Below are 21,940 nucleotides of genomic sequence, written 5' to 3' on the forward strand. Positions count from 1 at the left end.
ACCGTAGCCTGACTGACGGCGTTAATGAAGTCCGATAGCCAGAATGCATGAATGAATCGCCCCCCGACTCCCGTGCCCGCGATCTCGCGAAAACTCACACATCCGGCCGTGAGCAGGGGGAGAAACGGGTTCTAGTCCTCGGTGGCGAGATAGCCCACGACGGGGCGGATCTTCTCGACCGGGATCGCGCCCTTGCGCAGCACCCGGGGCACGGCCGCCGTGAGGTCCACGATCGTGGAGGGCACGTTCTCGTCGCACGGACCGCCGTCGAGATAGACCGACACCGAGTCGCCGAGCTGCTCCTCGGCCTGCTCGACGGTGGTCGCCGGCGGCATGCCCGACCGGTTGGCGCTCGACACGGCCATCGGACCGGTCTCCTTGAGCAGGTCCAGGGCGATCTGGTGCAGCGGCATCCGAACCGCGACCGTGCCCTTGGTGTCGCCCAGGTCCCACGACAGCGACCGGTTGACGCGCAGGATCAGCGTGAGCGGGCCGGGCCAGAAGGCGTCCATGAGGTCCTGGCCGTACATGCCGAGGCTCTCGACCAGCGCGTTGGCCGCCTTGACGGTGCCGACGAGCACGGGAACCGGCATGTCCCTGCCCCGCCCCTTGGCTTCGAGGAGGTCTCGTACGGCCGCGTGCACGAACGCGTCGCAGCCGATGCCGTAGACGGTGTCGGTGGGGATGACCACGAGATCCCCGTTCCCCACCGCCGTCTTCGCCGCGGCGATGCCCTCGGCTCGCCCGGCCTTGTCCACGCAGTCATACCGTCGGCTCACGTACCCATCCTTCCACTCTCGTCCTCGCCAGGAGGGCCGATCAGTCCTGTTCCAGGCGGGCGGTGACGAAGCGGTCCCGACCGGTCAGATCCTGACGGAGGCGCACGTCACGCCAGCCGTTCTTCTCCGGGAACAGCCAGTACACCGAGTTTCCCTGCTCGTCGGCGTGCTCGACGGCCACGAAACCGCCCGGCCGCAGCAGCCGCCGTGCCGTACGCTCCACGGCTCTCACCTCGTCGAGGCCGTCCTCGCCCGAGCCGTACAACGCGCGCGACGGATCATAGTCGCGCACCTCCGGGTCGCGCGGCACCGCACCCGGTGGGATGTACGGCGGATTGGAGATCACCAGATCCACCCGCCCGTCGAGCTCGGGCAGACAGTCGGCGAGATCCTCGGGATGGAGCGTGGTGCGGCCCTGTCCGTGCTCGAGGATGTTGCGCTTCGCCCAGCCGTACGCCAGGGGGTCGATCTCGACGGCATGCACCTGGGCGAGCGCGACCTCCTGCGCGATGGACAGCGCGATGGCCCCGGAACCGGTGCCGAGGTCCACGACGATCGGTGAGGCGACGTCCATCTCGCGCAGCCGGTCGATCGCCCAGCCCGCCACGATCTCGGTCTCCGGGCGGGGCACGAACACCCCCGGCCCGACCTCGAGCGACAGGTAACGGAAGTAGGCGCGTCCGGTGATGTGCTGCAGCGGCTCGCGGGATTCCCTGCGGGCGATGCCCTCCCAGAACCGCGCGTCGAAATCGGCGTCCTTGACCAGGTGGAGCCGGCCCCTGGACACGCCGTGCACGAAGGCCGCGATCTCTTCGGCGTCCGTACGCGGGGACGGCACGCCCGCCTCGGCGAGCCGGGCGGTCGCGAGGGCGATCTCATCGAGCAGGAAGGTCATGTCTCTTACGGCACGGTCTCTTGTGGCTCGGGGTCTCTCTTATGTCTGCTGCCGGGTTCCGACTTCGGTTGCCGTTTCGGCTCGGATCGGTCACGAATGAGCCGCGAGCTTCTCCGCCAGTTCCGCGTCCAACAAAGCCTGTATCACCGCGTCGAGATCACCATCCAGGACTTGGTCGAGGTTGTACGCCTTGTAGCCCACCCGGTGATCGGAGATTCGGTTCTCCGGGAAGTTGTACGTGCGAACCCGCTCGGAACGGTCGACCGTACGCACCTGGGACTTGCGCTCGGCCATGGCCGCGGCCTCGGCCTCCTCCTGCGCCATGGACAGGAGACGGGCACGCAGAATGCGCAGGGCCGACTCCTTGTTCTGGAGCTGGCTCTTCTCGTTCTGACACGAGACGACCACGCCGCTCGGAATGTGGGTGATCCGGACCGCAGAGTCGGTGGTGTTGACGCTCTGCCCGCCGGGGCCGCTGGACCGGAAGACGTCGATCCGCAGGTCGTTCGGGTCGATCTGGATGTCGACCTCCTCCGCCTCGGGGTAGATGAGCACGCCGGCGGCGGAGGTGTGGATGCGTCCCTGGGACTCGGTCACCGGCACCCGCTGGACCCGGTGCACGCCGCCCTCGAACTTCAGCCGCGACCAGACGCCCTCCCTGCCCTTTATGGCGACCGTGACGTCCTTGTAGCCGCCGAGGTCGGAGTGCTGCGCGTCGATGATCTCGGTCTTGTAGCCGACCCGCTCGGCGTACCTGAGGTACATCCGGAGGAGATCGCCGGCGAACAGGGCGGACTCCTGACCACCCTCACCGGCCTTGATCTCCATGATGACGTCCTTGTCGTCGTTCGGGTCGCGGGGGACGAGGAGATGCGTCAGCTTCTCCTCCAGGCCCGGGATGCGGCCTTCGAGCTCGGCCGCCTCCTCCGCGAACGCCGGGTCCTCGGCGGCCAGTTCCCGCGCCGCGGCGAGATCCTGCCGGACGGCCTCCAGCTCCCGGTAGGTGGCGACGATGGGCGTGAGCACCGCGTAGCGCTTGCCGTAGGTCCTCGCCTTGGCCTGATCGGCATGCACAGCGGGGTCGGCGAGCCGCAGTTCGAGGTCCGCGTACTCACCAATGATCTCGTCGAGGTTCAACTCTCACGCTCCTTTCCGCTACGTCCTCGGATGTCCGGCCTGGGGGCATCCCATCCCAATCACCAAGAACGCCGACCCGGACGCGGCCCTCGTAGATCGAGAGCCGCACCCGAGCCGGCGTCTGGGGATGAGCTACTTGCCCGTCTTGCCCTGGGCCTTCTTGCCGAAGCGCGCCTCGAAGCGGGCCACCCGGCCACCGGTGTCGAGGATCTTCTGCTTGCCCGTGTAGAACGGGTGGCAGGCCGAGCAGACGTCGGCGTGGATGACGCCGTTCTTCGCCGTGCTACGGGTGGTGAACGAGTTTCCGCAGGTGCAGGTCACCTGCGTGAGCACGTACTCCGGGTGGATGTCGGGCTTCATGTCCTCAGTCCTAACGCTAGGGTGCGGTCGCCGGGTCGCTTCTGTTCGTACGGCTGTGCCGTACGGTCTGCGCGCATCGGCACACCTCGCATGCGCGTGCGGGAACCGGTACCGCTGCGGTTCGGCTACCAGTGTGCCAGATCCTTCAACCCGACCAGGCCATGGGCTTATTCCTGCGGGCGAGATGAGCACGGGGAGCCTGGATGATCCTTAATGGGATCACTTACAAATGGGACAAATGTTCACACTTCGGTGGACGCTTAACACCTGTACCACTAGGCTGCAACCCTCAAACCCGACTTTTCCCTCAATTTTGCCAATGATAGGGGTAACCATGAGGAAGAGCCTGCGGCTCGCGTTGGCGGCCGCAACGGGGGTGGCGGTCTTCGCTACCGGTGCGGCCATCACCGTAGCCACCCCCGCCGGCGCCGTCTCCGCCGCCCTTCTGGCGGATAGCGCGGTCTCGGCCCCGAAGCTGGGTGGCGATCTCTTCATCCCGCCTTATGGCAGCGACAAGATCACCTTCACCTTTGACATCGAGGATCCGTACTACGCGGCCGCTGGTAAGGACCCCAGCAACAAGGACGTCAAGAAGGGCGACCCGAAGTACAAGGTCTGGGCGCGCTTCACCACGGACTCCAGCGCCTCGACCGTGTCCTGGCATGGCGCAGACGTCACCCAGCTCGGCAGTTCCACCGCGGCCACGCTCCCCACCAAGGCCACCATGTCGGGCTCGATCCCGGTGTCGTCGAGCGACAAGCCCGGGGACAAGTGGCAGCTTCAGCTTCTCCGGCTCACCGCCGACAAGTCCGAGCCCTCGGTGACGGACGACGCCTGGAAGTCCGCCGACACGCCGCTCACCTTCGACGTGAAGGCGGCCACCCGGGTGACGGGCATGCGAGTGGACCCGGACCCGATTTACCTGAAGTCGGGCAAGGAGATCGACATCTTCGTCGAGTTCCAGCTCGAGAAGTACGGCGACGAGAAGATCACCGACGTGCGTCTCGAGAGCAAGAGCTCGGACGACTACTACTCGCTGGGCACCGGTCTGGAGACGGACGGCAAGTCCTACCACGACTCCAGCGCGTTCGACTACAGCACCTCCACCGGCTCCTGGGACTTCAAGGTCTCGGTCGAGCGCGGTTCCAAGAAGTACGCCTTCACCAAGAGCTTCAGTGTCTACAAGTCCGGCTCCTCGAAGGTCAAGTCGAAGATCAAGTTCTATGCCTCGCCGACCAAGGTGAAGAAGGGCAAGAGCACCAAGCTCTACGGCAAGGTCTACCGGGGCTCCAAGGCGTGGAGCAAGAAGTTCGTGAAGCTCTACTTCAAGAAGAAGGGCAGCAAGAAGTGGAAGTTCGTCACCTATCTGAAGGCGACCTCCACCGGTAAGTTCACCAAGACCGTCAAGCCCAAGTACAACGGCTACTGGATCGTCACGGCGACCGGCACCGGCTACACGTACGGGACCAAGTCCAACATCAAGTACGTCAGCATCGTGAAGAAGAAGTAGCCGGCCGAGCCCTCGGCCACCTCGTCAGGCCCGTACGGATGCTCCGTACGGGCCTGACGCCTCCCGTCCCGTCTCCTGGCAGGGGGGCAGGCGAACGCCCCGTACGGCCAGGCCGTACGGGGCGTCGTCCGATCTCAGGCGGTGTCAGTCGCGGTCGTTGCTGACCGTGGTCTTCTGCACCTGGAGCAGGAACTCGGCGTTGGACTTGGTCTCCTTCATCTTCTCGATGAGGAGCTCCAGCGCCTGCTGCATGTCGAGGGCGTGGAGGACGCGGCGGAGCTTCCACACGATGGACAGCTCCTCCTTGCCCATCAGGATCTCCTCCTTGCGGGTGCTGGACGCGTCCACGTCCACCGCGGGGAAGATCCTCTTGTCGGCCAGCGACCGGTTGAGCTTGAGCTCCATGTTGCCGGTGCCCTTGAACTCCTCGAAGATCACCTCGTCCATCTTCGAGCCGGTCTCGACCAGCGCGGTGGCGAGGATCGTCAACGAGCCGCCGTTCTCGATGTTGCGGGCGGCGCCGAAGAAGCGCTTCGGCGGGTAGAGGGCCGTGGAGTCGACACCGCCGGACAGGATGCGACCGCTCGCGGGCGCGGCGAGGTTGTAGGCGCGGCCCAGCCGGGTGATCGAGTCGAGCAGGACGACCACGTCGTGGCCCAGCTCGACCAGGCGCTTGGCCCGCTCGATCGCCAGCTCGGCGACGGTGGTGTGGTCCTCGGCCGGCCGGTCGAAGGTCGAGTGGATGATCTCGCCCTTCACCGTCCGCTGCATGTCGGTGACCTCTTCCGGACGCTCGTCGACGAGGACGACCATCAGGTGGCACTCGGGGTTGTTGCGGGTGATCGCGTTGGCGATCGCCTGCAGCACCATCGTCTTGCCGGCCTTGGGCGGCGAGACGATGAGGCCGCGCTGGCCCTTTCCGATCGGCGAGACCAGGTCGATGATCCGCGTGGTGAGGATGTTCGGCTCGGTCTCCAGGCGGAGGCGCTCCTGCGGGTAGAGCGGCGTGAGCTTGTTGAAGTCGGGCCGCTGACGGGCCTGCTCCGGCTCCATGCCGTTCACCGAGTCGAGGCGGACGAGCGCGTTGAACTTCTCGCGGCGCTCCCCCTCGCGCGGCTGCCGTACGGCGCCGGTCACGACGTCGCCCTTGCGCAGGCCGTGCCTGCGGATCTGCGCCAGCGAGACGTACACGTCGTTGGCCCCCGGCAGGTAGCCGCTGGTCCGCACGAACGCGTAGTTGTCGAGGATGTCGAGGATGCCCGCGATCGGGATGAGGACGTCGTCCTCGCTGATCACCGGCTCGCCGCTGTCGAAACGGTCACGCCCGCGGCGGTTGCGCTCGCGGAACCGGCCGCGCCGGCCGCGACCGTCCTCGCCCTGGTGGTCGCTCCTGCTGTCGCCGCGGCCGTTCTGGTCGTGGCTCTGCTGGTCGCGGCCACGGCTCTGGCCGTCGCCGGAGTCGGCCGCAGCCGCGCGCTGGTCGGACCGGCCGTCGCGGCCGTTACGACCGTCGCGACCGTCACGGCCGTCCCGCTCCGAGCGGTCGCGCCGGTCGCCGCGGGTACGCCGCTCGCGCCGGTCGCCGTTGCGCTCGGACCGGCCATCGGTGCGCGTGTCGGCGGTGTCCGCATGCGAATCGGCCGTCGTCGCCGGTGAGGCGGCGGACGACTGGCCGGCCGCACTGTCGGCGGGAGCGCTGACCACGGCGGGCGCGCTCGCCACCGGTTCGGGCGCGGCGGGCCGCTCCTCGCGCTCTGCGGCGGGCTCGGTCACGGTCGGCTGCGCGGCGACCGGCTCCGCCGTCACCGCCTGCGCCGCGGCCGGCTCTTCGGTGGCCGCGGGCTTCGCGGTGGCGCGGGAACGTTCCCTGCGGCCACGAGCAGGTCGTTCTGCGGCCGGAGTCGCGGCAGGGGCCGCGGTCTCGGCGGACTTCGGCTCGGCGGCGGCCTGTCCCGGCTCACCCGGCTTCTCGCCCTGCCTCTCCTGGATGGCCGCGATGAGTTGGCTCTTGCGCATCCGTCCGATCCCGGTGATGCCCAGGGTCGACGCCAGAGCCTGCAGCTCGGGGAGCACCATGGCGGCGAGGCCGGTGCCGGAGCGACGACGTCGGGCCGGGGCGCTGGTGGGGGTGTCGCCGGCGGCCTGGCCGTCGGAGAGGAGTTCGGTGGTGTCGCTCAACTAAGGGTCCTTCCCAGGGGTCGGGCGCCAGAATCATGCGTCCAGGCGTCCCGGTGGTGCGACCCGGCGGGACAGACCGGGCCGGGCTTGACGAGTCTCATGTGTCGATGACCCTCGGGACTCGCAAGCGGTAGGTGCCCGGGGGACTTCCCCCGGATTGCCGTCACCAACCAGATGTCTTGGTGGATCGAACGCGCATGTCTCCGAGAACCCCGCCTCTCACCAGGCCGCTCGGAAGCGGGCCGGCTGAAGGTAACGGCTTCGGGAAAATCGCCCTGCCCGCGTCGAAGGACGCGAAGCGAAGTGCAGCGATGTGCGAATGACAAGCACGCACCCAACACGGGGGCACCTGGTGCGGCTATCAGCCTAACATCACCAGCGCGCACAACTATTCCCTGAAGGTCGAAGAGGCATCAGCGTGTCTCGGGAAACCGAACGTACGCACCACGTGGGTCGACGTTCATTGGCTGGATGTGCCAGTCATTACCCACTTTAGGTGCGATCAAATCCTCGACGTCCCGCGTCACGAACACGAGAACTGTGGGACCGGCCCCCGAGACCACTGCGGGCACACCGGCGGCGCGAAGGCTCCGTACCAGTTCCGCCGTGCCCGGCATCGCGGGAGCGCGGTGGTCCTGGTGAAGACGGTCTTCGGTACCGGCGAGCAGCAGGCCGAGTTCCGGCCGTTGTGTGAGCGCCGCGACGAGCAACGCCGCGCGAGCCGCGTTGGCCGCGGCGTCCGAATGCGGAACGTCCTTCGGCAGCAGCCCCCGCGCCGCCTCCGTTGACAATCGGAAGCCCGGGATCAACGCGATCGGGCGGACGTCTTCATGCGGCGACAGTTTCACCATACTCGCTGTTCCGGACTGGTCCGTCCACGCGATGGTGAGTCCGCCGGCCAGGCAGGGGGCCACGTTGTCCGGATGCCCCTCCAGCTCGGTGGCCAGCGCGAACACCTCGCCCTCCGGCATGGGCCGTACGGCTTCCGCCTCGCTTCGCACACCGGCGGTGCGTGCGACGACGGCGGGGGCCAGGGCACGTGCGGCGAGGATGCCCGCGCAGATCGCGGCCGAGGAGGAGCCGAGGCCACGCGCGTGCGGGATCCGGTTGTGGCAGCGCAGCCGGATACCGGGCGGCTGGGCGACGCCCATGCGGTCGAACGTGGTCCGCATGGTCTTGACGATCAGGTGGCCCTCGCCCCGGTGCAGTTCGTCCCCGTCCGCGCCCTCCCCCTCGATCTCGACCCGCACGTCCTCCAGGAACGCGCCGTCCGCGTCGAGCACGGCGGCCTCCACCTCGTCGTACAGATCGAGCGCGAGGCCGAGGCTGTCGAATCCGGGGCCGAGATTGGCGCTGGTCGCCGGCACCCGGACCACGACGCCGTGACTATCCGTCATTCACACAGTTCCATTCATGTCGGATCGACGAACGGGGGCGTCAGGTGGCACGGACGCACGGGCGAGGCCCGGGACCGAACCGGACCGGGCATCCCTGGGCAGGAGCAGGGCAGGCCTGGGCGGGGGCGGGGCAGGCCTGGGCGGGGGCGGGGCAGGCCTGGGCGGGGGCGGGGCACGCCGGAGCGGCCGGGGTCAGTCGAGGCCGAGCGCCGAGGCGGCGGCATAGGCGTCGGTGGGGATCGTCACCGGGGACGGCGCGCCGGAAATGGCCCAGTCCGGGTCCTTGAGCCCGTTACCTGTCACCGTACAGACCACGCGCTCTCCGGGCGTGACGAGGCCCTGCTCGTGCGCCATCAGCAGGCCGGCGACGCTCGCGGCAGAGGCGAGCTCGACGAACACGCCCTCCTCCTGCGCGAGCAGCTTGTACGCCGCGGCGATCTGGCGGTCGGTGACGGCCTGGATGCCGCCGCCCGACTCGTCGCGTGCGGCCTCGGCGAGACGCCAGGAGGCCGGGTTTCCGATCCGGATGGCCGTCGCGATCGTCTGCGGGTGGGTCACCGGGGCCCCCGACACCAGCGGGGCCGCACCGCTCGCCTGGAAGCCGAGCATCCGCGGCCGCTTGCCGGCCAGGCCGTCCTCGGCGTACTCCTTGTAGCCCATCCAGTAGGCCGAGATGTTCCCCGCGTTGCCGACGGGGATGCAGTGGACGTCCGGCGCGTCGCCGAGCGCGTCGACGATCTCGAACGCCGCCGTCTTCTGCCCCTGGAGACGATGCGGGTTGACGGAGTTGACCAGCGCGATCGGGTAGTTCTCGGCGAGCTTCCTGGTCATCTCCAGGCAGTCGTCGAACGATCCCTCGACCTGGAGCAGCTTCGCGCCGTGCACGAGCGCCTGGGCCAGCTTGCCCATCGCGATCTTGCCGCGGGGCACGAGCACCGCGCATCGCAGCCCGGCGCGTACGGCATAGGCCGCAGCGGATGCGCTGGTGTTCCCCGTCGAGGCGCAGATGACGGCCTTGGCGCCCTCCTCGACGGCCTTGCTGATGGCCACGGTCATGCCGCGGTCCTTGAAGCTGCCGGTCGGGTTGAGGCCCTCGATTTTGAGATAGACGTCGCAGCCGGTGATCTGGGACACGCGCCTGGCGGGCAGGAGCGGCGTGCCCCCCTCGAGCAGGGTCACCACGGGCGTCGCCGTGGAGACCGGCAGTCGGTCGCGGTACTCCTCGATCAGGCCACGCCAAGCCCTGGACATGATTGATTGCTCCTCCCACGCGCGACGCGCGTGTCACCTGCGGTATCGGGCAATGAGTCTACGACCAACCGCCTGACGTCCGGGATGCGATGTCCACCTGATGGACGCCCCGGCGCGGACGACGCCGGTCCTCGGTGGATTCCCCCGATCGCCCCGCGAAACCGTCGCTCCTCTTGACTAGTGTGAACGGCGTCCGGTGGAGATGCGTGAGATGAGGAAGTGGCGAACGTGACGGAGGGGCAGGCCAGGCCGAGGATCCGGCACAACGACTATTCCCCGCTGGTCCCACCGCCGGTCGGGGAATGGGTCCCGGCGCTGCCCGCCAGCGTCGTCATCCCCGCGCACGGCCGTCAGCACCGTCTGGACCTGACGCTGGCCGCGCTCGCCGCGCAGACCTATCCCGCCTCCCTCACCGAGGTCATCGTCGTCGACGACGGCAGCGATCCGCCCCTGCGCTTGCCGGAGATCCGCCCGGCCAACACGCGGATCGTCTCCAGCCCCGCGGGAGGCTGGGGGGCGGGACACGCGATGAACGCGGGCATCGAGGCGGCGGACGGCGAGATCGTCCAGCGTCTGGACGCCGACATGGTGATCTGCCGGGAGCATCTGGAGGCGCTCTTCCGCTGGCACCACCTCACCGACTATCTCGTGACGATCGGCGGCAAGAAATTCGCCGAGGAGCCCGACCTGACGCCCGAGCAGGTGTACGACGCCGTACGGCACGGCACGCCGGCGTCGCTGTTCGACCCGGCGGCACTGGTGTCGAGCTCCACCGAGGAGACGATCCGCCGTCTCGACGGGCTGCGCACCAGCCGCAACCCCTACCAGGTGTGCACCGGGCCGACCGTCTCGCTCCGCCGCACGCTGCTGCGCGAGGTCCGCGGGTTCGACCCCGAGGTCGTGCGCGGCCAGGACACCGAGTTCGCCTATCGGCTGGCCCAGGCCGGCGCCGTGTTCGTGCCGGACATGACGGCGCGTGCCGTCCACCTCGGTCTGCCGGCGCAGCGGGGTGCGCACGGTAAGGCGATCGTCCGGCTGGTCGAGACCCATCTGGCGCAGAAGGTGCCGCTGCGGCGGGATCTCCGTAAGGAACGCGGCAGGCGGCGGCTGGTGCCGTACGTGGAGATCGTGCTCGACACGACCGGCGCGGAGGAGGCGCTGATCCGCGCGACCGTCGACGCGATCCTCGGCGCACAGGCCGGGCTGACCGACATCGCGGTCACGCTCGTGGGGCCCTGGCCGGAGCTCTCCGACCGGGCGAGCCGCATGCCGGGGAGCCGGGAGTTCGATCTCGCCCTGGTGCTGGAGACGTTCCGCCACGATCAGCGGGTCCGCTTCGCCGGGGAGGCGGCGCCGACCGCGGCTCCCACGCCCTTCCGCTACACCTCGCCGATCGACGCGCCGCCGGCCGCCGACGCGCTGGAGCGGATGACCAGGGCGATGCTGGAGGAGCGGCTCGGGCTGCTGGTCGTCGAGCTGTCCGACGGCCGCACCGCCACCCTCGAACGGACCGAGGCCGTCGCCCGGGCCCGCCTGCTCGCCCGCCCCGGGGAGGAGCCTGCCGCCGTCATCGAGGCGACGCACGGCGTGCGGCACGCCGCGGAGAAGGAGTTCCGCACGACCCCGCGGCGGCAGCCCGAGCAGCCGGCATCCCCGGCGAAATCCCCTGCGTCACAGCCACGACAGAGCGCGGCGCCGCAGCATGACACGGCCGCGGAAAAGCCCGGTGCCTCCCAGCGAACCGGTGCTCAGCAGGGCGGCGCGGTGGCCTCGGGCTCGGCGAACCGGCAGGGCGGCCGCCGTCTGGGTGGTCTGTTCCGCCGTTCGTGAGGCTCAGGAGTTCTTCGGGTTGAAGGGCCGGGTCAGTCCCCGGGCGAGGACCTTGATGCGTCGCAGGCTCCGCAGGCCCCGGCGTCTCTGGGTCCGCCGGAGCGCCGCGATCTGCCGCCGCAGAGAGCCCATCTCCCGGCGGTAGTCGACGGCCGTCCTGCGCCACCGGCGGGCCTCCTCCCGCCACTTGGCGACCTGGCCGCGGACTCGCTCGACCTCCTTGGTGAGGCGCTCGACCTCGGCCTGCGCCTCGACGCGGGCCCGGTAGGCGGCCCGGACGCTGGGCAGCGGTCCGGCCTCGGATCCGCGGGTGAAACCGTACGTCTCGCCGTCGGCCCAGAACGTGCCGAAGATCTCGTCGACGACGGCGTCGAGGTCCTCGCCGGTGCCCCCGGCCTTCTCCTCGTCGCCGGAGACGAGCAGGGCGGCGCGGGCGAACGCCTCGGTGCGCTCCAGGCGGGCCGCGGCGATGCCCTCCGCGCTCTCGGACAGCAGGACGCTGACCAGCCCGAGGTCCCGCTCCCGCGCCAGGGTGAGGATCCGGGCCAGGGTGTCCTCCCCCGGCGCCCACCCCGGCGGCAGCCGGAGGCGGAACGGCGCGACCGCGTCGGACAGCCCGGAGACCAGGCGGACCCGGCCCTCGTGACCGTAGTGCGCGCGCAGCAGGGCGAGATCGAGGTGGGGATCGGTGAGCGGGGCGCGCAGTTCCGGGGTGATCTCGTCCCACGGACCGGTCACGAGCACCGACAGGTCGGTCAGCGTGCCGGCGAGGACCGCGTCGACCGTCGCCCGGACGTCGTCGCTCGACGCGCCGGCCGCGTCGACCACGACCTCCAGCAGGGGGACCTTCCACTGCCGGGTGGGGTGTTTGCGCAGCCACTGATAGACGGGGACACGGTCGGCCACGAGCGGGTGGCTGACCCGGCTGATCGACTCGGCGTCTCGCATCCGCATGGACGGGCCGAGGTGGTAGGCCCTCGCCTCGGGGTCGGGGATGAACACCGCCCCGGCCTGGGCCAGGCGATATCCCATCTCGGTGTCCTGGCCGAGGATCATGTCGGGGTCCATGGGTCCGGCCCGCTCGAACAGCCGGGCGCCGACCGAGGTGGCCCCGCCGATGTGGATGCTGAACGCGCGGCGGGTGCGGGTCAGCCCGTCCGTCCGCTCGACCAGGCTCTCGATCCACGCGTGCGACTCGGTCGGCTCGAAGAACTTCGCGAGGTCCTCGGCCTCGGCCACCTCCCTCGGGTCGGGAAGCGGCGCGGTGGTGAAACGCAGATAGGAGGTGACCGACAGATAGGGCGCGAGGTGATGCCAGCGCATGTGCGCCTCCACCTCTTCCCGCTCGGGCACGACGTCGGAGTCCATCCAGTGGATGACATCGCCGGTCGCCGTGGCCAGCCCCATGTTCCGCGCCGCGGCGCGGCCGGGGGTCGGGCAGAGCAGCAGGCGGGTTTTCCCCGGCCGGATGTCCGGGAGGCGCAACGGCGGCTCGCTGCCGTTGTCGACGACGATGACCTCGATCAGGTCGTCCGGATATGTCTGGACGGCGAGACCCGCCAGCGTGAGGTCGAGCTTGGCCTGGTTGCCGTAGGCGGGCACGACGACGCTCACCCGGAGCCGGGGCGTCCACGACGATCCGAGTGCGGGCGGGTTGAGGACGGTGTAATCGTTTCCGGGGATTCGCGGCGTCATGTCGCCTCCAGGATCACACTGTCCGCCGAAGTCACGCCGTCCTCCGAACCGCGCCGTCCGCTGAAATCGCGCTGTCCTCCAACATCACACTGGGCCGGAAGCCGCGCCACTGTTTCACCGAGACTCTCAGGAAATGCGCAAGTGGCCGTTGCCAGGTGTGCTCGCCGCTCAGCGAGCGCCGCAGGACGTACCCGAGGCCATGGGTGCGGTAGATCCGGCCGTCGCGGGCCACGACCGCGCGCAGCAGGTGGGCGTCCTCACCGCTGGGGTACGGCCCGAAACCGCCGACCTCGTGGAAGAGCCCGCGGTCGATCATGATCGTGCCGCCCGCGACGTGGTCGGTCCACATCTCGCTGCCGTAGTCGGTCCGCCGGACCGTGACGTCGAGCGGTTCGAGGTAGAAGAACTCCTGCGCGGTGCCCACCACGTCGGCGCCGGAGTACGCCCTGGCGAGCAGGAGATCGGCGATGTGCTCGGGGCCGTACCAGTCGTCGTCGTCCCACTTGACGATGACGTCGGTCGTCGCCCGGGACGCCGCCAGGTTGAGCACCTCTCCGAACGGCGTGGCCCGGTCCGCCTCCAGCACGGTGACCGGCCAGGGAAACTCCGCCGGAAGCCGTGCCGCCCGGGCGGCGGGGTAACCGTGCAGCGCGACGATCACTTCGAGGTCCACGCCGCGCTGACGGGCCATCTGCCCGAGCGCGGCGCCCAACAGGTGCGGCCGGCGTGTCGCCATGACCACGGTCACCGGCTGTGCCGTACGGCCGATGCCCCTCGCCCGCAGCGCGTGCCGCCGCAGCCGCACGCTCTGCTCCTCCCTGCGCAGATCGCCCACGGAGACCGGGGTGCCGTCGTCCGGCTCCGGGGTCCAGCCGGCGATCAGGTCCGCCAGGACGGGGTCGGCCTCGCGGACCCAGCGCGGCGGCGGGCCGGCGGTGAGCGGCACTCCCGCGGCGGCGAGGTCGGTGACGGCCGCCAGCGTCTCCAGCGCGTGTCGCGGGCTCCAGCCCGGATCGCCGGCCTCCTCCCGGCCCGGGATGGCCGGCCAGCGCACCCGCAGGGCGCGCAGCGGCCGCAGCGGGTCGATCTCCTCCTGGCCCACCCGGTCGTTCAACGGACGTGCCGCGAAGCGTTCACCGGCGGTCTCGGCGTCGGCCGGGGGCGGCGAGGAGCGCTCCAAATCCGGGAGGGGAGGCGTCACGACCCAGCGGCCGGCGCTCCAGGCCAGCTCGGCCGTTCCCTCCGCCGGGGATCGGGCGAACCCCAGCGGCGAGCAGATGTCCGTCTCCACCGCACCTCCCGCACCCACAAAGATCATTCCCATCGGGACAGACCCTTGTCAGATCAAACCGGTTAACTCCGCGGTCAGCAACCGATCCCGGCGGTTTCGGCGTCCCTGTCCCCTCCAGAAGATCACGAGGAGTTTGGAACAGTCCGGGAGAACAGGGCCACCGTCAGGCCGGGAAGCTCGGCCGAGTGCCACGCGGAGGAGAGCCGGAACCCCGCCGCGCGCACCGCTTCGACCTGCGGGAACTTCGAGCCAGTGAGGCCGGACTGCTTCGTTCCGCGCCAGACGATCCAGACCCGGGTGCGGCCCTTCAGCGCGCCGGCGACGTCGGAACGTTCCGGATATTCGAAAGCCTTGCCACGTGCGGTGCCCACCCGGAGGACGTCGTCGGGCAGATCGTTTCCGCCGTAATAGCCGAATCCGGTGCGCAGCCAGCTCTGGCCGTACAGGATCGCGTCGCGCTTGCGCGCCTTCGCCTGGACGACCCGCACCGCTCCGGGGAAGTCGTCATAGTGGCCGTTGTGCTGCCGGTAGTCGAGCTGCTCCGGCATGCCCAGGATCGCGGCGATCATCACGACCGTCCAGGTGACGAGCCGGGGGATCAGGACACCGGAACGGAACAGGTCGTGAACCGCGGCCAACGTGATGCCCCCGGCGAGGGCCAGGGCGGGCGCGGCCACGAAGAGGTAGCGGTCCACGTACGCCGGTGTCAGCAGCGCGGAGACGAGCAGCAGAAGAACGGGCGGGAACACCAGCCAGCCGCCCAGCAGCGCCCCCAGGGGCCGGTCGGCGGCCCGTCGCAGCAGGATCACGACACCGGCGGCGGCGAGCGCGAACAGCACCGGGCCCAGGACCGGCGATCCGGTCACCATCTTGGGGAACTTGAGCAGCACGTCGGGTCCGTGCGGCTTGATCCAGCTGATGGCGTGGCGCTCGCCCCACCCGACGAGCCCGAGCACCGCCATGGGCAGGCACCCGACGGCCATCGCGGGCAGCACCCTGGTCAGGAGCTCGCGGCGCGGCAGCAGCCAGGCCGCGGCCAGAAGTTGCGCCGGGAGCACCAGCACCGAGAACAGGTGCGTACAACCGAGCAGCGCCACGCCGACGGCGTACCAGCACGCCCTCCGGACGGTCGGCGCCTCCACCAGCCGGTGCAGCGCCCACGCGGAGATCACCGCGGCCGCCGCGGCGAAAGCGTACGGCCGGGCGTTCGCACCGTGATAGGACACCGACGGCAGCACGGCGAACAGGGCGGTGCCCAGCAGCCCGGCGCGCGTGCTGTGCAGCCGGCGCCCGAGATCGGCCAGGAATCCGGCCGCGACGCCCAGGATGAGCGCCGACGGCAGCCGCAACCACCACTCGGCGTCGCCCAGCAGCGTCCAGAAGTGCATGAACAGGTAGTAGGGCAGGAAATGCCCATCGATGTTCTGGACGAGCAGCCACAATCCGCCCAGTGAGCGGGTCACCGCGCTGTAGGTCGCCAGTTCGTCACCCGACAGCGACGCGGGCGTCCCGGAGATCGCCACACCGGCGACCGCGACCCCCGCGGCCACCGGTGTCCATCGCGGGACCCACCGCCGGTCGCGCGCCTGCCCCCGATCCTGGTGAGCCCGCCGATGAGAACCGTGCCGAGGGGCCCCCGACTCTTCCCCCACAAGAGTGATCACCCGGGCAGGCTAGACGATCAATTCCTAATTGATCAGGCCGTACGTCGCAGCCCGCAGACAGGGCGAGGGCGTCCAAGATCTGCTTTGTGGAAACCGACCTGGACACCCTCGTGATCGCACTTTACGTCAAGATCGACGATGACGCCGCTGGAGTGCCCCGGCTGCCCGGCCGTCCACCCCGCCTCAGTCACTCCGAGTTGATCTGCCTGGCGGTGATGCAGGCCATGCTGGGCTTCCACTCCGAGGCCCGCTGGCTGCGCCACGCGCGCAAGCACTACGGGCACCTGTTCCCGTTCCTGCCTCAGCAGCCGGGCTACAACAAGCGGGTCCGTGCCGCGTTACCGCAGATCAGGCGGATCACCCGGGTCCTGGCGCGGGACACTGACTTCTGGCACGACACGGTATGGATCACCGACTCCACTCCGGTGCCGTGCGGAATGTCGCGGCCCACCGTGCTGCGCTCGGAGCTGGCGGGCTGGGCGAACTACGGCTACTGCGCGTCCCACTCACGGTTCTACTGGGGACTTCGCCTATTTCTGGTCTGCACGCCGGCCGGCATGCCGATCTTGTGGGCGCTGGCCGATCCGAAGATCGATGAGCGTGAGGTGCTCGCCGCGATGCTGGAGGTCGATGCCGATCTGGTCGCCGAGCGGCCGGGGCTGCTGCTCATCGCCGACAAGGGATTCGCCTCCCGGGAGTTCGAGCGATCACTGTCCGCGCAGGGCATCACGCTGCTGCGGCCCACCCGGAAGAACGAGGCCCGCCGTCCCGGCCAGCCGCTGCTGAAGAAGGTGCGCCAGCTCATCGAGTCCGTCAACGACACCTTCAAAGGCCAGCTTGACCTGGAGCAACACGGCGGCCGTACCCGGGAGGGCATCGCGGTCCGCGTCGCCCAGCGCGTCCTGACGCTGGCCGCGGCGATCTGGCACAACTTCCAGACCGGGCAGGCGGTCAGCCGTTCACTGACCGCCTACGATCACTGACCGTATTCGGAATTGATCGTCTAGGGAGGCGCTTCGACGCGAAGCAACCGCAAATGATGCGGTCGTTACGGAAATGAGGCAATCCTCGGCCGCGTTCCACGTCTCACATGTCGTCGGGGACGGGCCAGGTCCTTCCCCCGGCCACGTCCCCCAGCGGCTTCACGACGACCCCCCGCGCCTTCCGCTGCCGGGCGATCCAGTCCAGGAAACGGGCCAGCTCCCTGGGGCTCGTCGCGTAGGGGTCCCTCGCGTCGTTACCGATCTTGTGGAAGACGAAGACGACGAGGCCGCCGCCGTTCCGCTGGGCACGGGTGACGAAGCCCGCCAGTGTGCCGGCCGTACGCGCGATGCCGTTCTGCGAGGTCGCCCGGACGGCGGCCGGGTCCGCCGGCGGGATCGTCTCGGCGTACGGGCACGACCGGCAGGCGTCCGGCCGGTGGACGCCGGTGACGCCGCGCGCGGTCGTGTAGCCGCACCGCATGGCCAGTTGCTTGCTCGACTCGTCGAAGGCGCCGAAGGGATAGGCGAACGACCGCACCTTGAACCCGTGGGACAGCAGCGTCCGTCTGTCCTCGCAGATCTGCCTCTGGCGCACGTCCTCGGTCTCGCGGAGCAGGTTGACGTGATCGAGGGTGTGGCCGCCGATCTCGTGGCCCGATTTCGCGATGAACCTCAGGTCGCCGACGGTCAGGTAGCCCCGTTTGCCCAGGCGGCCGCTGTTGACGTAGAAGGTGCCCTTCAGCCCCCTCTTGTTCAGCATCCCGGCCGCCGTCACGTGGTCGGCCGTGCTGTCGTCGAACGTGAGGACCACGACCGTCTTCGCGGTGGCGGTCCCGGCGAGGGCGCCCGCAGGCGGGAGCCCCACGACCAGCGCCACCGCGAGCAGACAGGCCGGCACGAGCCGCGCGATGATCGTTTGCATGGATGGAGACTTTACTTAATGTCTCCATCCATGCGTCTATAACCCCCAAAAGGGGCACGCGACTGTTATGTCGTTTCAGGGAGCGTCGGACGAGCGCCGTCCGTCACGCACGCGACAGGACGTCGCTTTCGGAACCTGCCCCTACGGCGTGTCGTCGCCCTCCACCCGCATCACGCTCGCCACCGCGCGGACGATGTCGAGGTCGCGCAGCTCCTCTATCGTGGCCGACAGGGCGGCGTCGCTCGCCCGGTGGGTGACCAGGACGAGCTGCGCGTCGTCGCCGCGTCCCTCCTGCAGGACCGTCTGGATGGACACGTCGTGCTTGGCGAAGATGTCGGCGACCCGGGCGAGCACGCCGGGCTTGTCCGCCACGTCGACCGATATGTGGTAGCGGGTGACGGTGTCGCCCATCGGATGGACCTTCAGGTCGGCGTAGGTCGACTCCTCCGGCCCGCGGGTGCCGGCGAGCCGGTTGCGCGCCACGGCGACGATGTCTCCGAGGACCGCCGAGGCCGTGGGCGCGCCACCCGCGCCCGCACCGTAGAACATCAGCCGACCGGCCGACTCGGCCTCCACGAACACCGCGTTGTACGCCTCCCGGACCCCGGCCAGCGGATGCGACCTCGGGATCATGGCGGGATGCACCCGGACGCCGATCGACCTGCCGTCGTCGGAGCGCGCGCAGATGGCCAGCAGCTTGATCACATATCCCATGCCCCTGGCGGAGGCGACGTCGGCGGCGGTGATCTCCGTGATGCCCTCGCGGTGCACGTCGGCGGCGGTGACCCTGCTGTGGAAGGCGATCCCGGCGAGGATCGCGGCCTTGGCCGCCGCGTCGAAGCCCTCCACGTCGGCGGTCGGGTCCGCCTCGGCGTACCCCAGGGCCTGCGCCTCCTCCAGGGCCTCGCTGAACGAAGCGCCGGAGGAGTCCATCCGGTCGAGGATGTAGTTGGTGGTGCCGTTGACGATGCCGAGCACGCGGCGGACCCGGTCGCCGGCCAGCGACTCGCGCAGCGGGCGCAGCAGCGGGATCGCGCCGGCCACGCTCGCCTCGAAGTAGAGGTCGGCGCCGTTGTCCCGGGCGGCCCCGTGGATGGTGGCGCCGTCCTCGGCGAGCAGCGCCTTGTTGGCGGTCACCACGGACTTGCCGCTCGCCATCGCGGACAGGATCAGCGACCTGGCGGGCTCGATGCCGCCGATCACTTCCACCACGATGTCCACGTCGTCGCGGGTGACCAGGGCCTCGGCGTCCGTCGTGAGCAGCGCGGGGTCGACTTCCGCGTCGCGTTTGCGTCCCAGCCTGCGTACGGCCACGCCGGCCAGCTCCAGGGGCGCACCGACCCGGGCGGTCAGGTCGTGGGCCTGCTCCCGCAGCAGGCGCACCACCTGCGATCCGACGACGCCGCAGCCCAGCAACGCCACTTTGAGCGCCGGTTTACCGCCAGCGTTACTCACGAGCCCTCCTCGCTCAGGATGTCTGCCCTGCCGATGGACGGTTGGCCGGCCGATGCTCACAGCTGGCCCCGCAGCAGGTCGTCCTCGGTCTCCCGGCGCACGATGACCCGCGAGCGGCCCGCCGACACCGCGACCACGGCGGGCTTGGGCAGGTAGTTGTAGTTGTTGGCCAGAGAGCGGCAGTACGCGCCGGTGGCCGCGACCGCGATCAGGTCGCCCGGCGTCAGATCGCCGGGCAGCCACAGGTCGCGGATCACCATGTCGCCGCTCTCACAGTGCTTGCCGACCAGACGCGACAGCATGGGCTCGGCCCGGCTCTCCCGGGAGGCCAGGGCCGCCGTGTACTGCGCGCCGTACAGCGCGGTGCGGATATTGTCGCTCATCCCACCGTCGACGCTCACGTAGGTGCGCAGGCCTTCGACATCCTTGACCGTGCCGACCTCGTAGAGCGTCACACCCGCAGGCCCGGCGATGGACCGGCCGGGCTCGACGACGAGCCGGGGCACGGGCAGACCGGCCGCCCCGCACACCTTTGTGACGATCTCACGGAGACCGTCCGCGATTATCTTGATGTCCGGCGCCTCGTCCCCCGCGACGTACGGAATGCCGTAGCCGCCGCCGAGGTCCAGCTCGGGGAGGATCACCCCGTGCTCGTCCTTGATCTGCACGAGCAGGCCGGCGAGACGATGGGCCGCGACCTCGAACCCGGCGATGTCGGTGATCTGCGATCCGATGTGGGAGTGCAACCCGACGAGTTCGAGGCTCGGCAGCGCGAGGATGCGCCGTACGGCCTCGGCCGCCGCGCCGCTGTTCAGCGACAGGCCGAACTTCTGGTCGTCGTGCGCGGTGGCGATGAACTCGTGGGTGTGCGCCTCCACCCCCACCGTCACCCTGATCATGACCTTGGGGCGGACGCCGTACCGCTCGGCGAGCCGCCCGAGCCGGGCGATCTCCTCGAACGAGTCGACCACGATGTGGCCGACGCCGGCCTCGACCGCCTTCTCCAGCTCGGCGACCGACTTGTTGTTGCCGTGCAGTGTGATCCGCTCGGGCGGGAAGCCCACGCTGAGCGCGACGGCGAGCTCGCCGGCGCTGCACACGTCGAGGCCGAGCCCCTCCTGGTCGACCCAGCGGGCCACCTCGCGGCACAGGAACGCCTTGCCCGCGTAGTGGACGTCTCCGTCGTGGAAGGCGGACCGGTAGTCGCGGCAGCGGGAGCGGAAATCCTCCTCGTCGACGACGTAGAGCGGGGTGCCGTGGTCTTTCGCCAGGTCCCGGACGTCGATGCCGCCGATCGTGATGGCGCCGCCGGTCCGGCCGGACGTTCGCGGCCAGATCGCGGGGGCGAGCGCGTTGAGGTCGGCGGGAGCACGCGGCGGACATTCCTCGGCACGCGTCGCTGCGACGGGGGCCGCCTGCCCGTCATCCGGGGCGGCGGCGTGGGCGAATCGACTCACCCGAATGAGGCTATCCGACCTCGCCCCCCAAGGGAGACAGCTGCCCAACTGGCGAGACAGGAACCAACATTAAATCCGGAAATCCGGTGATCCACGCGGAAGAACTGGTCAAAGGTCCTTGGAACGCTCACAATCTGTCGGGCAGCGGCGTGACCAGGATCTGGGCGAGCACGGATCGCACGGCCATGGCCAGCCAGAGGCGGGCCGTGTGCACCGGACCCGCCGACTCGTCCGCCCGCGGCACGGCCGGCGCGTGCTCGTGTGCGTCGTGGAAGGCGAGCGCGAGATGCTCGGCGTACGTCTCCCAGCCGGGCGCCCGGCTCGCCGCCCGGCCGGGCAGCTCGGCGAGCAGCCGGAGCACCGCCAGATCGTACGGATCGTCCAGCGCCTCGGGCCGGAACCCCGCCACCGGCACGCCCAGGTCCCTTGCCCAGCGCCCCACGGCCACCGCCCGCGCGTGCGCGTACCTGACCACGAAGCCGGGGTTGTCCCAGGTCCGGGGGTAGTCGGGGCCCGCGCGGCCAGGCTCGGCGACCACGATCCCCCCGGGCGGTCCGTCCGCCCGCACGATCTCGCCCACGATCTCGCCGGGCCGGGTCACCGCGATCAGGAGGAAACCGTCGGGCCGCACCCGTACGCCCGCGATGCCGGCACGGCCGCGGAGCCGTACCGCCATCTCCTCCGCGACCTCGCGGACGGCGTCCCGGGGCGTCGCCGCGGACCGCCGTCCGGTGGCGCCACGCCGCGAGAGGGAGCGGAGCGCGACCGCCGAGGCGTACACCGCCTCGCGCTCCCATGAGCCGTACGGCGCAGGCATTTCTCCGGGCGGCGTGCCGAGGAGCTCACCGAGGATCTCCGCGAGCCGGACGGGCGTCATCCCGGCAGCCTAAAGGGTCACCGAGTAATCGTCGGCCGGAGTGGCGTTGGAGCGGAGCGAGGGATAGCGGGGAGCGGAGCGAGGGATGGCAGGGAGCGGAGCGGGAGGGAGTGAGGACCGCATGCCGGGCCACGCTGGGCGGGCCCGGCGGCGGACCGGGGCTTCCTCCCGGCGCAGCGACCGCGCCGATCAGGCGAGACCTCCTCGGCGGTGTCCGGTACCGGGCCGATGCTCCAACGGCCCGTTCTCCCGCCGGGGA

The 21,940-nt window shown here is 70.0% G+C and carries 17 protein-coding genes; 3 read left to right on the forward strand and 14 right to left on the reverse strand.

The window, feature by feature from the left end; all coding sequences use genetic code 11:
- Positions 1-131 precede the first annotated feature (131 nt).
- The 4 genes from AP234_RS02235 to rpmE form a co-directional block, all read right to left on the reverse strand.
- The gene (locus tag AP234_RS02235; protein WP_062416041.1) at positions 132-779 is read right to left on the reverse strand and encodes an L-threonylcarbamoyladenylate synthase; all 648 of its coding nucleotides are present in this window, start codon (positions 777-779) and stop codon (positions 132-134) included.
- 40 nt (positions 780-819) lie between these two features.
- Entirely contained in the window at positions 820-1,674 is an 855-nt protein-coding gene (gene prmC / locus AP234_RS02240; RefSeq protein WP_055477802.1) for a peptide chain release factor N(5)-glutamine methyltransferase, read from the reverse strand.
- Positions 1,675-1,764: 90 nt separating this feature from the next.
- Complete coding sequence (gene prfA, locus AP234_RS02245; protein WP_055477803.1) at positions 1,765-2,811, reverse strand: peptide chain release factor 1; 1,047 nt, start codon at positions 2,809-2,811, stop codon at positions 1,765-1,767.
- Positions 2,812-2,943: 132 nt separating this feature from the next.
- The gene (rpmE, locus tag AP234_RS02250; protein WP_055477804.1) at positions 2,944-3,171 is read right to left on the reverse strand and encodes a 50S ribosomal protein L31; all 228 of its coding nucleotides are present in this window, start codon (positions 3,169-3,171) and stop codon (positions 2,944-2,946) included.
- 334 nt (positions 3,172-3,505) lie between these two features.
- Here rpmE and AP234_RS02255 point away from each other — a divergent pair, with 334 nt between their 5' ends.
- Positions 3,506-4,681 (forward strand): hypothetical protein, encoded by a 1,176-nt coding sequence (locus tag AP234_RS02255; RefSeq protein WP_152990194.1) that lies wholly within the window; start codon positions 3,506-3,508, stop codon positions 4,679-4,681.
- A 144-nt stretch (positions 4,682-4,825) separates the two neighbouring features.
- On the opposite strand, the gene rho is transcribed toward AP234_RS02255, so the two are convergent.
- The 3 genes from rho to thrC all read right to left on the reverse strand — a co-directional run bounded on the left by rho (position 4,826) and on the right by thrC (position 9,507).
- Complete coding sequence (rho, locus tag AP234_RS02260) at positions 4,826-6,859, reverse strand: transcription termination factor Rho (protein WP_055477806.1); 2,034 nt, start codon at positions 6,857-6,859, stop codon at positions 4,826-4,828.
- A 413-nt stretch (positions 6,860-7,272) separates the two neighbouring features.
- Positions 7,273-8,256 carry a homoserine kinase gene (gene thrB / locus AP234_RS02265; protein WP_055477807.1) on the reverse strand — a complete coding sequence of 328 codons (984 nt, stop codon included), beginning with the start codon at positions 8,254-8,256 and terminating at the stop codon, positions 7,273-7,275.
- A 192-nt stretch (positions 8,257-8,448) separates the two neighbouring features.
- Positions 8,449-9,507, reverse strand: a complete 1,059-nt coding sequence (thrC, locus tag AP234_RS02270; RefSeq protein ID WP_055477808.1) for a threonine synthase — start codon at positions 9,505-9,507, stop codon at positions 8,449-8,451.
- A gap of 219 nt (positions 9,508-9,726) precedes the next feature.
- Here thrC and AP234_RS02275 point away from each other — a divergent pair, with 219 nt between their 5' ends.
- Positions 9,727-11,337: a glycosyltransferase gene (locus tag AP234_RS02275; protein ID WP_235557912.1), complete on the forward strand. Its 1,611-nt coding sequence runs from the start codon at positions 9,727-9,729 to the stop codon at positions 11,335-11,337.
- 3 nt (positions 11,338-11,340) lie between these two features.
- On the opposite strand, the gene AP234_RS02280 is transcribed toward AP234_RS02275, so the two are convergent.
- The 3 genes from AP234_RS02280 to AP234_RS02290 all read right to left on the reverse strand — a co-directional run bounded on the left by AP234_RS02280 (position 11,341) and on the right by AP234_RS02290 (position 15,873).
- Positions 11,341-13,032, reverse strand: a complete 1,692-nt coding sequence (locus tag AP234_RS02280) for a glycosyltransferase (RefSeq protein ID WP_055477809.1) — start codon at positions 13,030-13,032, stop codon at positions 11,341-11,343.
- A 31-nt stretch (positions 13,033-13,063) separates the two neighbouring features.
- Positions 13,064-14,323, reverse strand: a complete 1,260-nt coding sequence (locus AP234_RS02285) for a glycosyltransferase (protein ID WP_055477810.1) — start codon at positions 14,321-14,323, stop codon at positions 13,064-13,066.
- 122 nt (positions 14,324-14,445) lie between these two features.
- Positions 14,446-15,873 carry a glycosyltransferase family 39 protein gene (locus AP234_RS02290; RefSeq protein WP_235557913.1) on the reverse strand — a complete coding sequence of 476 codons (1,428 nt, stop codon included), beginning with the start codon at positions 15,871-15,873 and terminating at the stop codon, positions 14,446-14,448.
- 200 nt (positions 15,874-16,073) lie between these two features.
- On the opposite strand from AP234_RS02290, the gene AP234_RS02295 reads away from it, so the two are divergent.
- The gene (locus tag AP234_RS02295) at positions 16,074-16,970 is read left to right on the forward strand and encodes an IS982 family transposase (RefSeq protein WP_055477811.1); all 897 of its coding nucleotides are present in this window, start codon (positions 16,074-16,076) and stop codon (positions 16,968-16,970) included.
- A 103-nt stretch (positions 16,971-17,073) separates the two neighbouring features.
- On the opposite strand, the gene AP234_RS02300 is transcribed toward AP234_RS02295, so the two are convergent.
- The 4 genes from AP234_RS02300 to AP234_RS02315 all read right to left on the reverse strand — a co-directional run bounded on the left by AP234_RS02300 (position 17,074) and on the right by AP234_RS02315 (position 21,681).
- Complete coding sequence (locus tag AP234_RS02300; RefSeq protein WP_055477812.1) at positions 17,074-17,892, reverse strand: polysaccharide deacetylase family protein; 819 nt, start codon at positions 17,890-17,892, stop codon at positions 17,074-17,076.
- Positions 17,893-18,033: 141 nt separating this feature from the next.
- Positions 18,034-19,314, reverse strand: coding sequence for a homoserine dehydrogenase (locus AP234_RS02305; protein ID WP_200926214.1), 1,281 nt, complete (start codon positions 19,312-19,314; stop codon positions 18,034-18,036).
- An 89-nt stretch (positions 19,315-19,403) separates the two neighbouring features.
- Positions 19,404-20,804 carry a diaminopimelate decarboxylase gene (gene lysA, locus AP234_RS02310; protein WP_055477814.1) on the reverse strand — a complete coding sequence of 467 codons (1,401 nt, stop codon included), beginning with the start codon at positions 20,802-20,804 and terminating at the stop codon, positions 19,404-19,406.
- 127 nt (positions 20,805-20,931) lie between these two features.
- Positions 20,932-21,681: a DALR anticodon-binding domain-containing protein gene (locus tag AP234_RS02315; protein ID WP_055477815.1), complete on the reverse strand. Its 750-nt coding sequence runs from the start codon at positions 21,679-21,681 to the stop codon at positions 20,932-20,934.
- Positions 21,682-21,940 lie beyond the last annotated feature (259 nt).

The sequence above is a fragment of the Sphaerimonospora mesophila genome (assembly GCF_001417795.1).
Lineage (GTDB): Bacteria > Actinomycetota > Actinomycetes > Streptosporangiales > Streptosporangiaceae > Sphaerimonospora > Sphaerimonospora mesophila.

What these genes read in the sequence shown, in the direction of transcription:
- thrC (WP_055477808.1), bottom strand. Translation starts at nt 9,507, where the DNA reads ATGTCCAGGGCTTGGCGTGGCCTGATCGAGGAGTACCGCGACCGACTG.
- thrB (WP_055477807.1), bottom strand. Translation starts at nt 8,256, where the DNA reads ATGACGGATAGTCACGGCGTCGTGGTCCGGGTGCCGGCGACCAGCGCC.
- AP234_RS02315 (WP_055477815.1), bottom strand. Translation starts at nt 21,681, where the DNA reads ATGACGCCCGTCCGGCTCGCGGAGATCCTCGGTGAGCTCCTCGGCACG.
- AP234_RS02280 (WP_055477809.1), bottom strand. Translation starts at nt 13,032, where the DNA reads ATGACGCCGCGAATCCCCGGAAACGATTACACCGTCCTCAACCCGCCC.
- rpmE (WP_055477804.1), bottom strand. Translation starts at nt 3,171, where the DNA reads ATGAAGCCCGACATCCACCCGGAGTACGTGCTCACGCAGGTGACCTGC.
- prmC (WP_055477802.1), bottom strand. Translation starts at nt 1,674, where the DNA reads ATGACCTTCCTGCTCGATGAGATCGCCCTCGCGACCGCCCGGCTCGCC.
- AP234_RS02255 (WP_152990194.1), top strand. Translation starts at nt 3,506, where the DNA reads ATGAGGAAGAGCCTGCGGCTCGCGTTGGCGGCCGCAACGGGGGTGGCG.
- AP234_RS02300 (WP_055477812.1), bottom strand. Translation starts at nt 17,892, where the DNA reads ATGCAAACGATCATCGCGCGGCTCGTGCCGGCCTGTCTGCTCGCGGTG.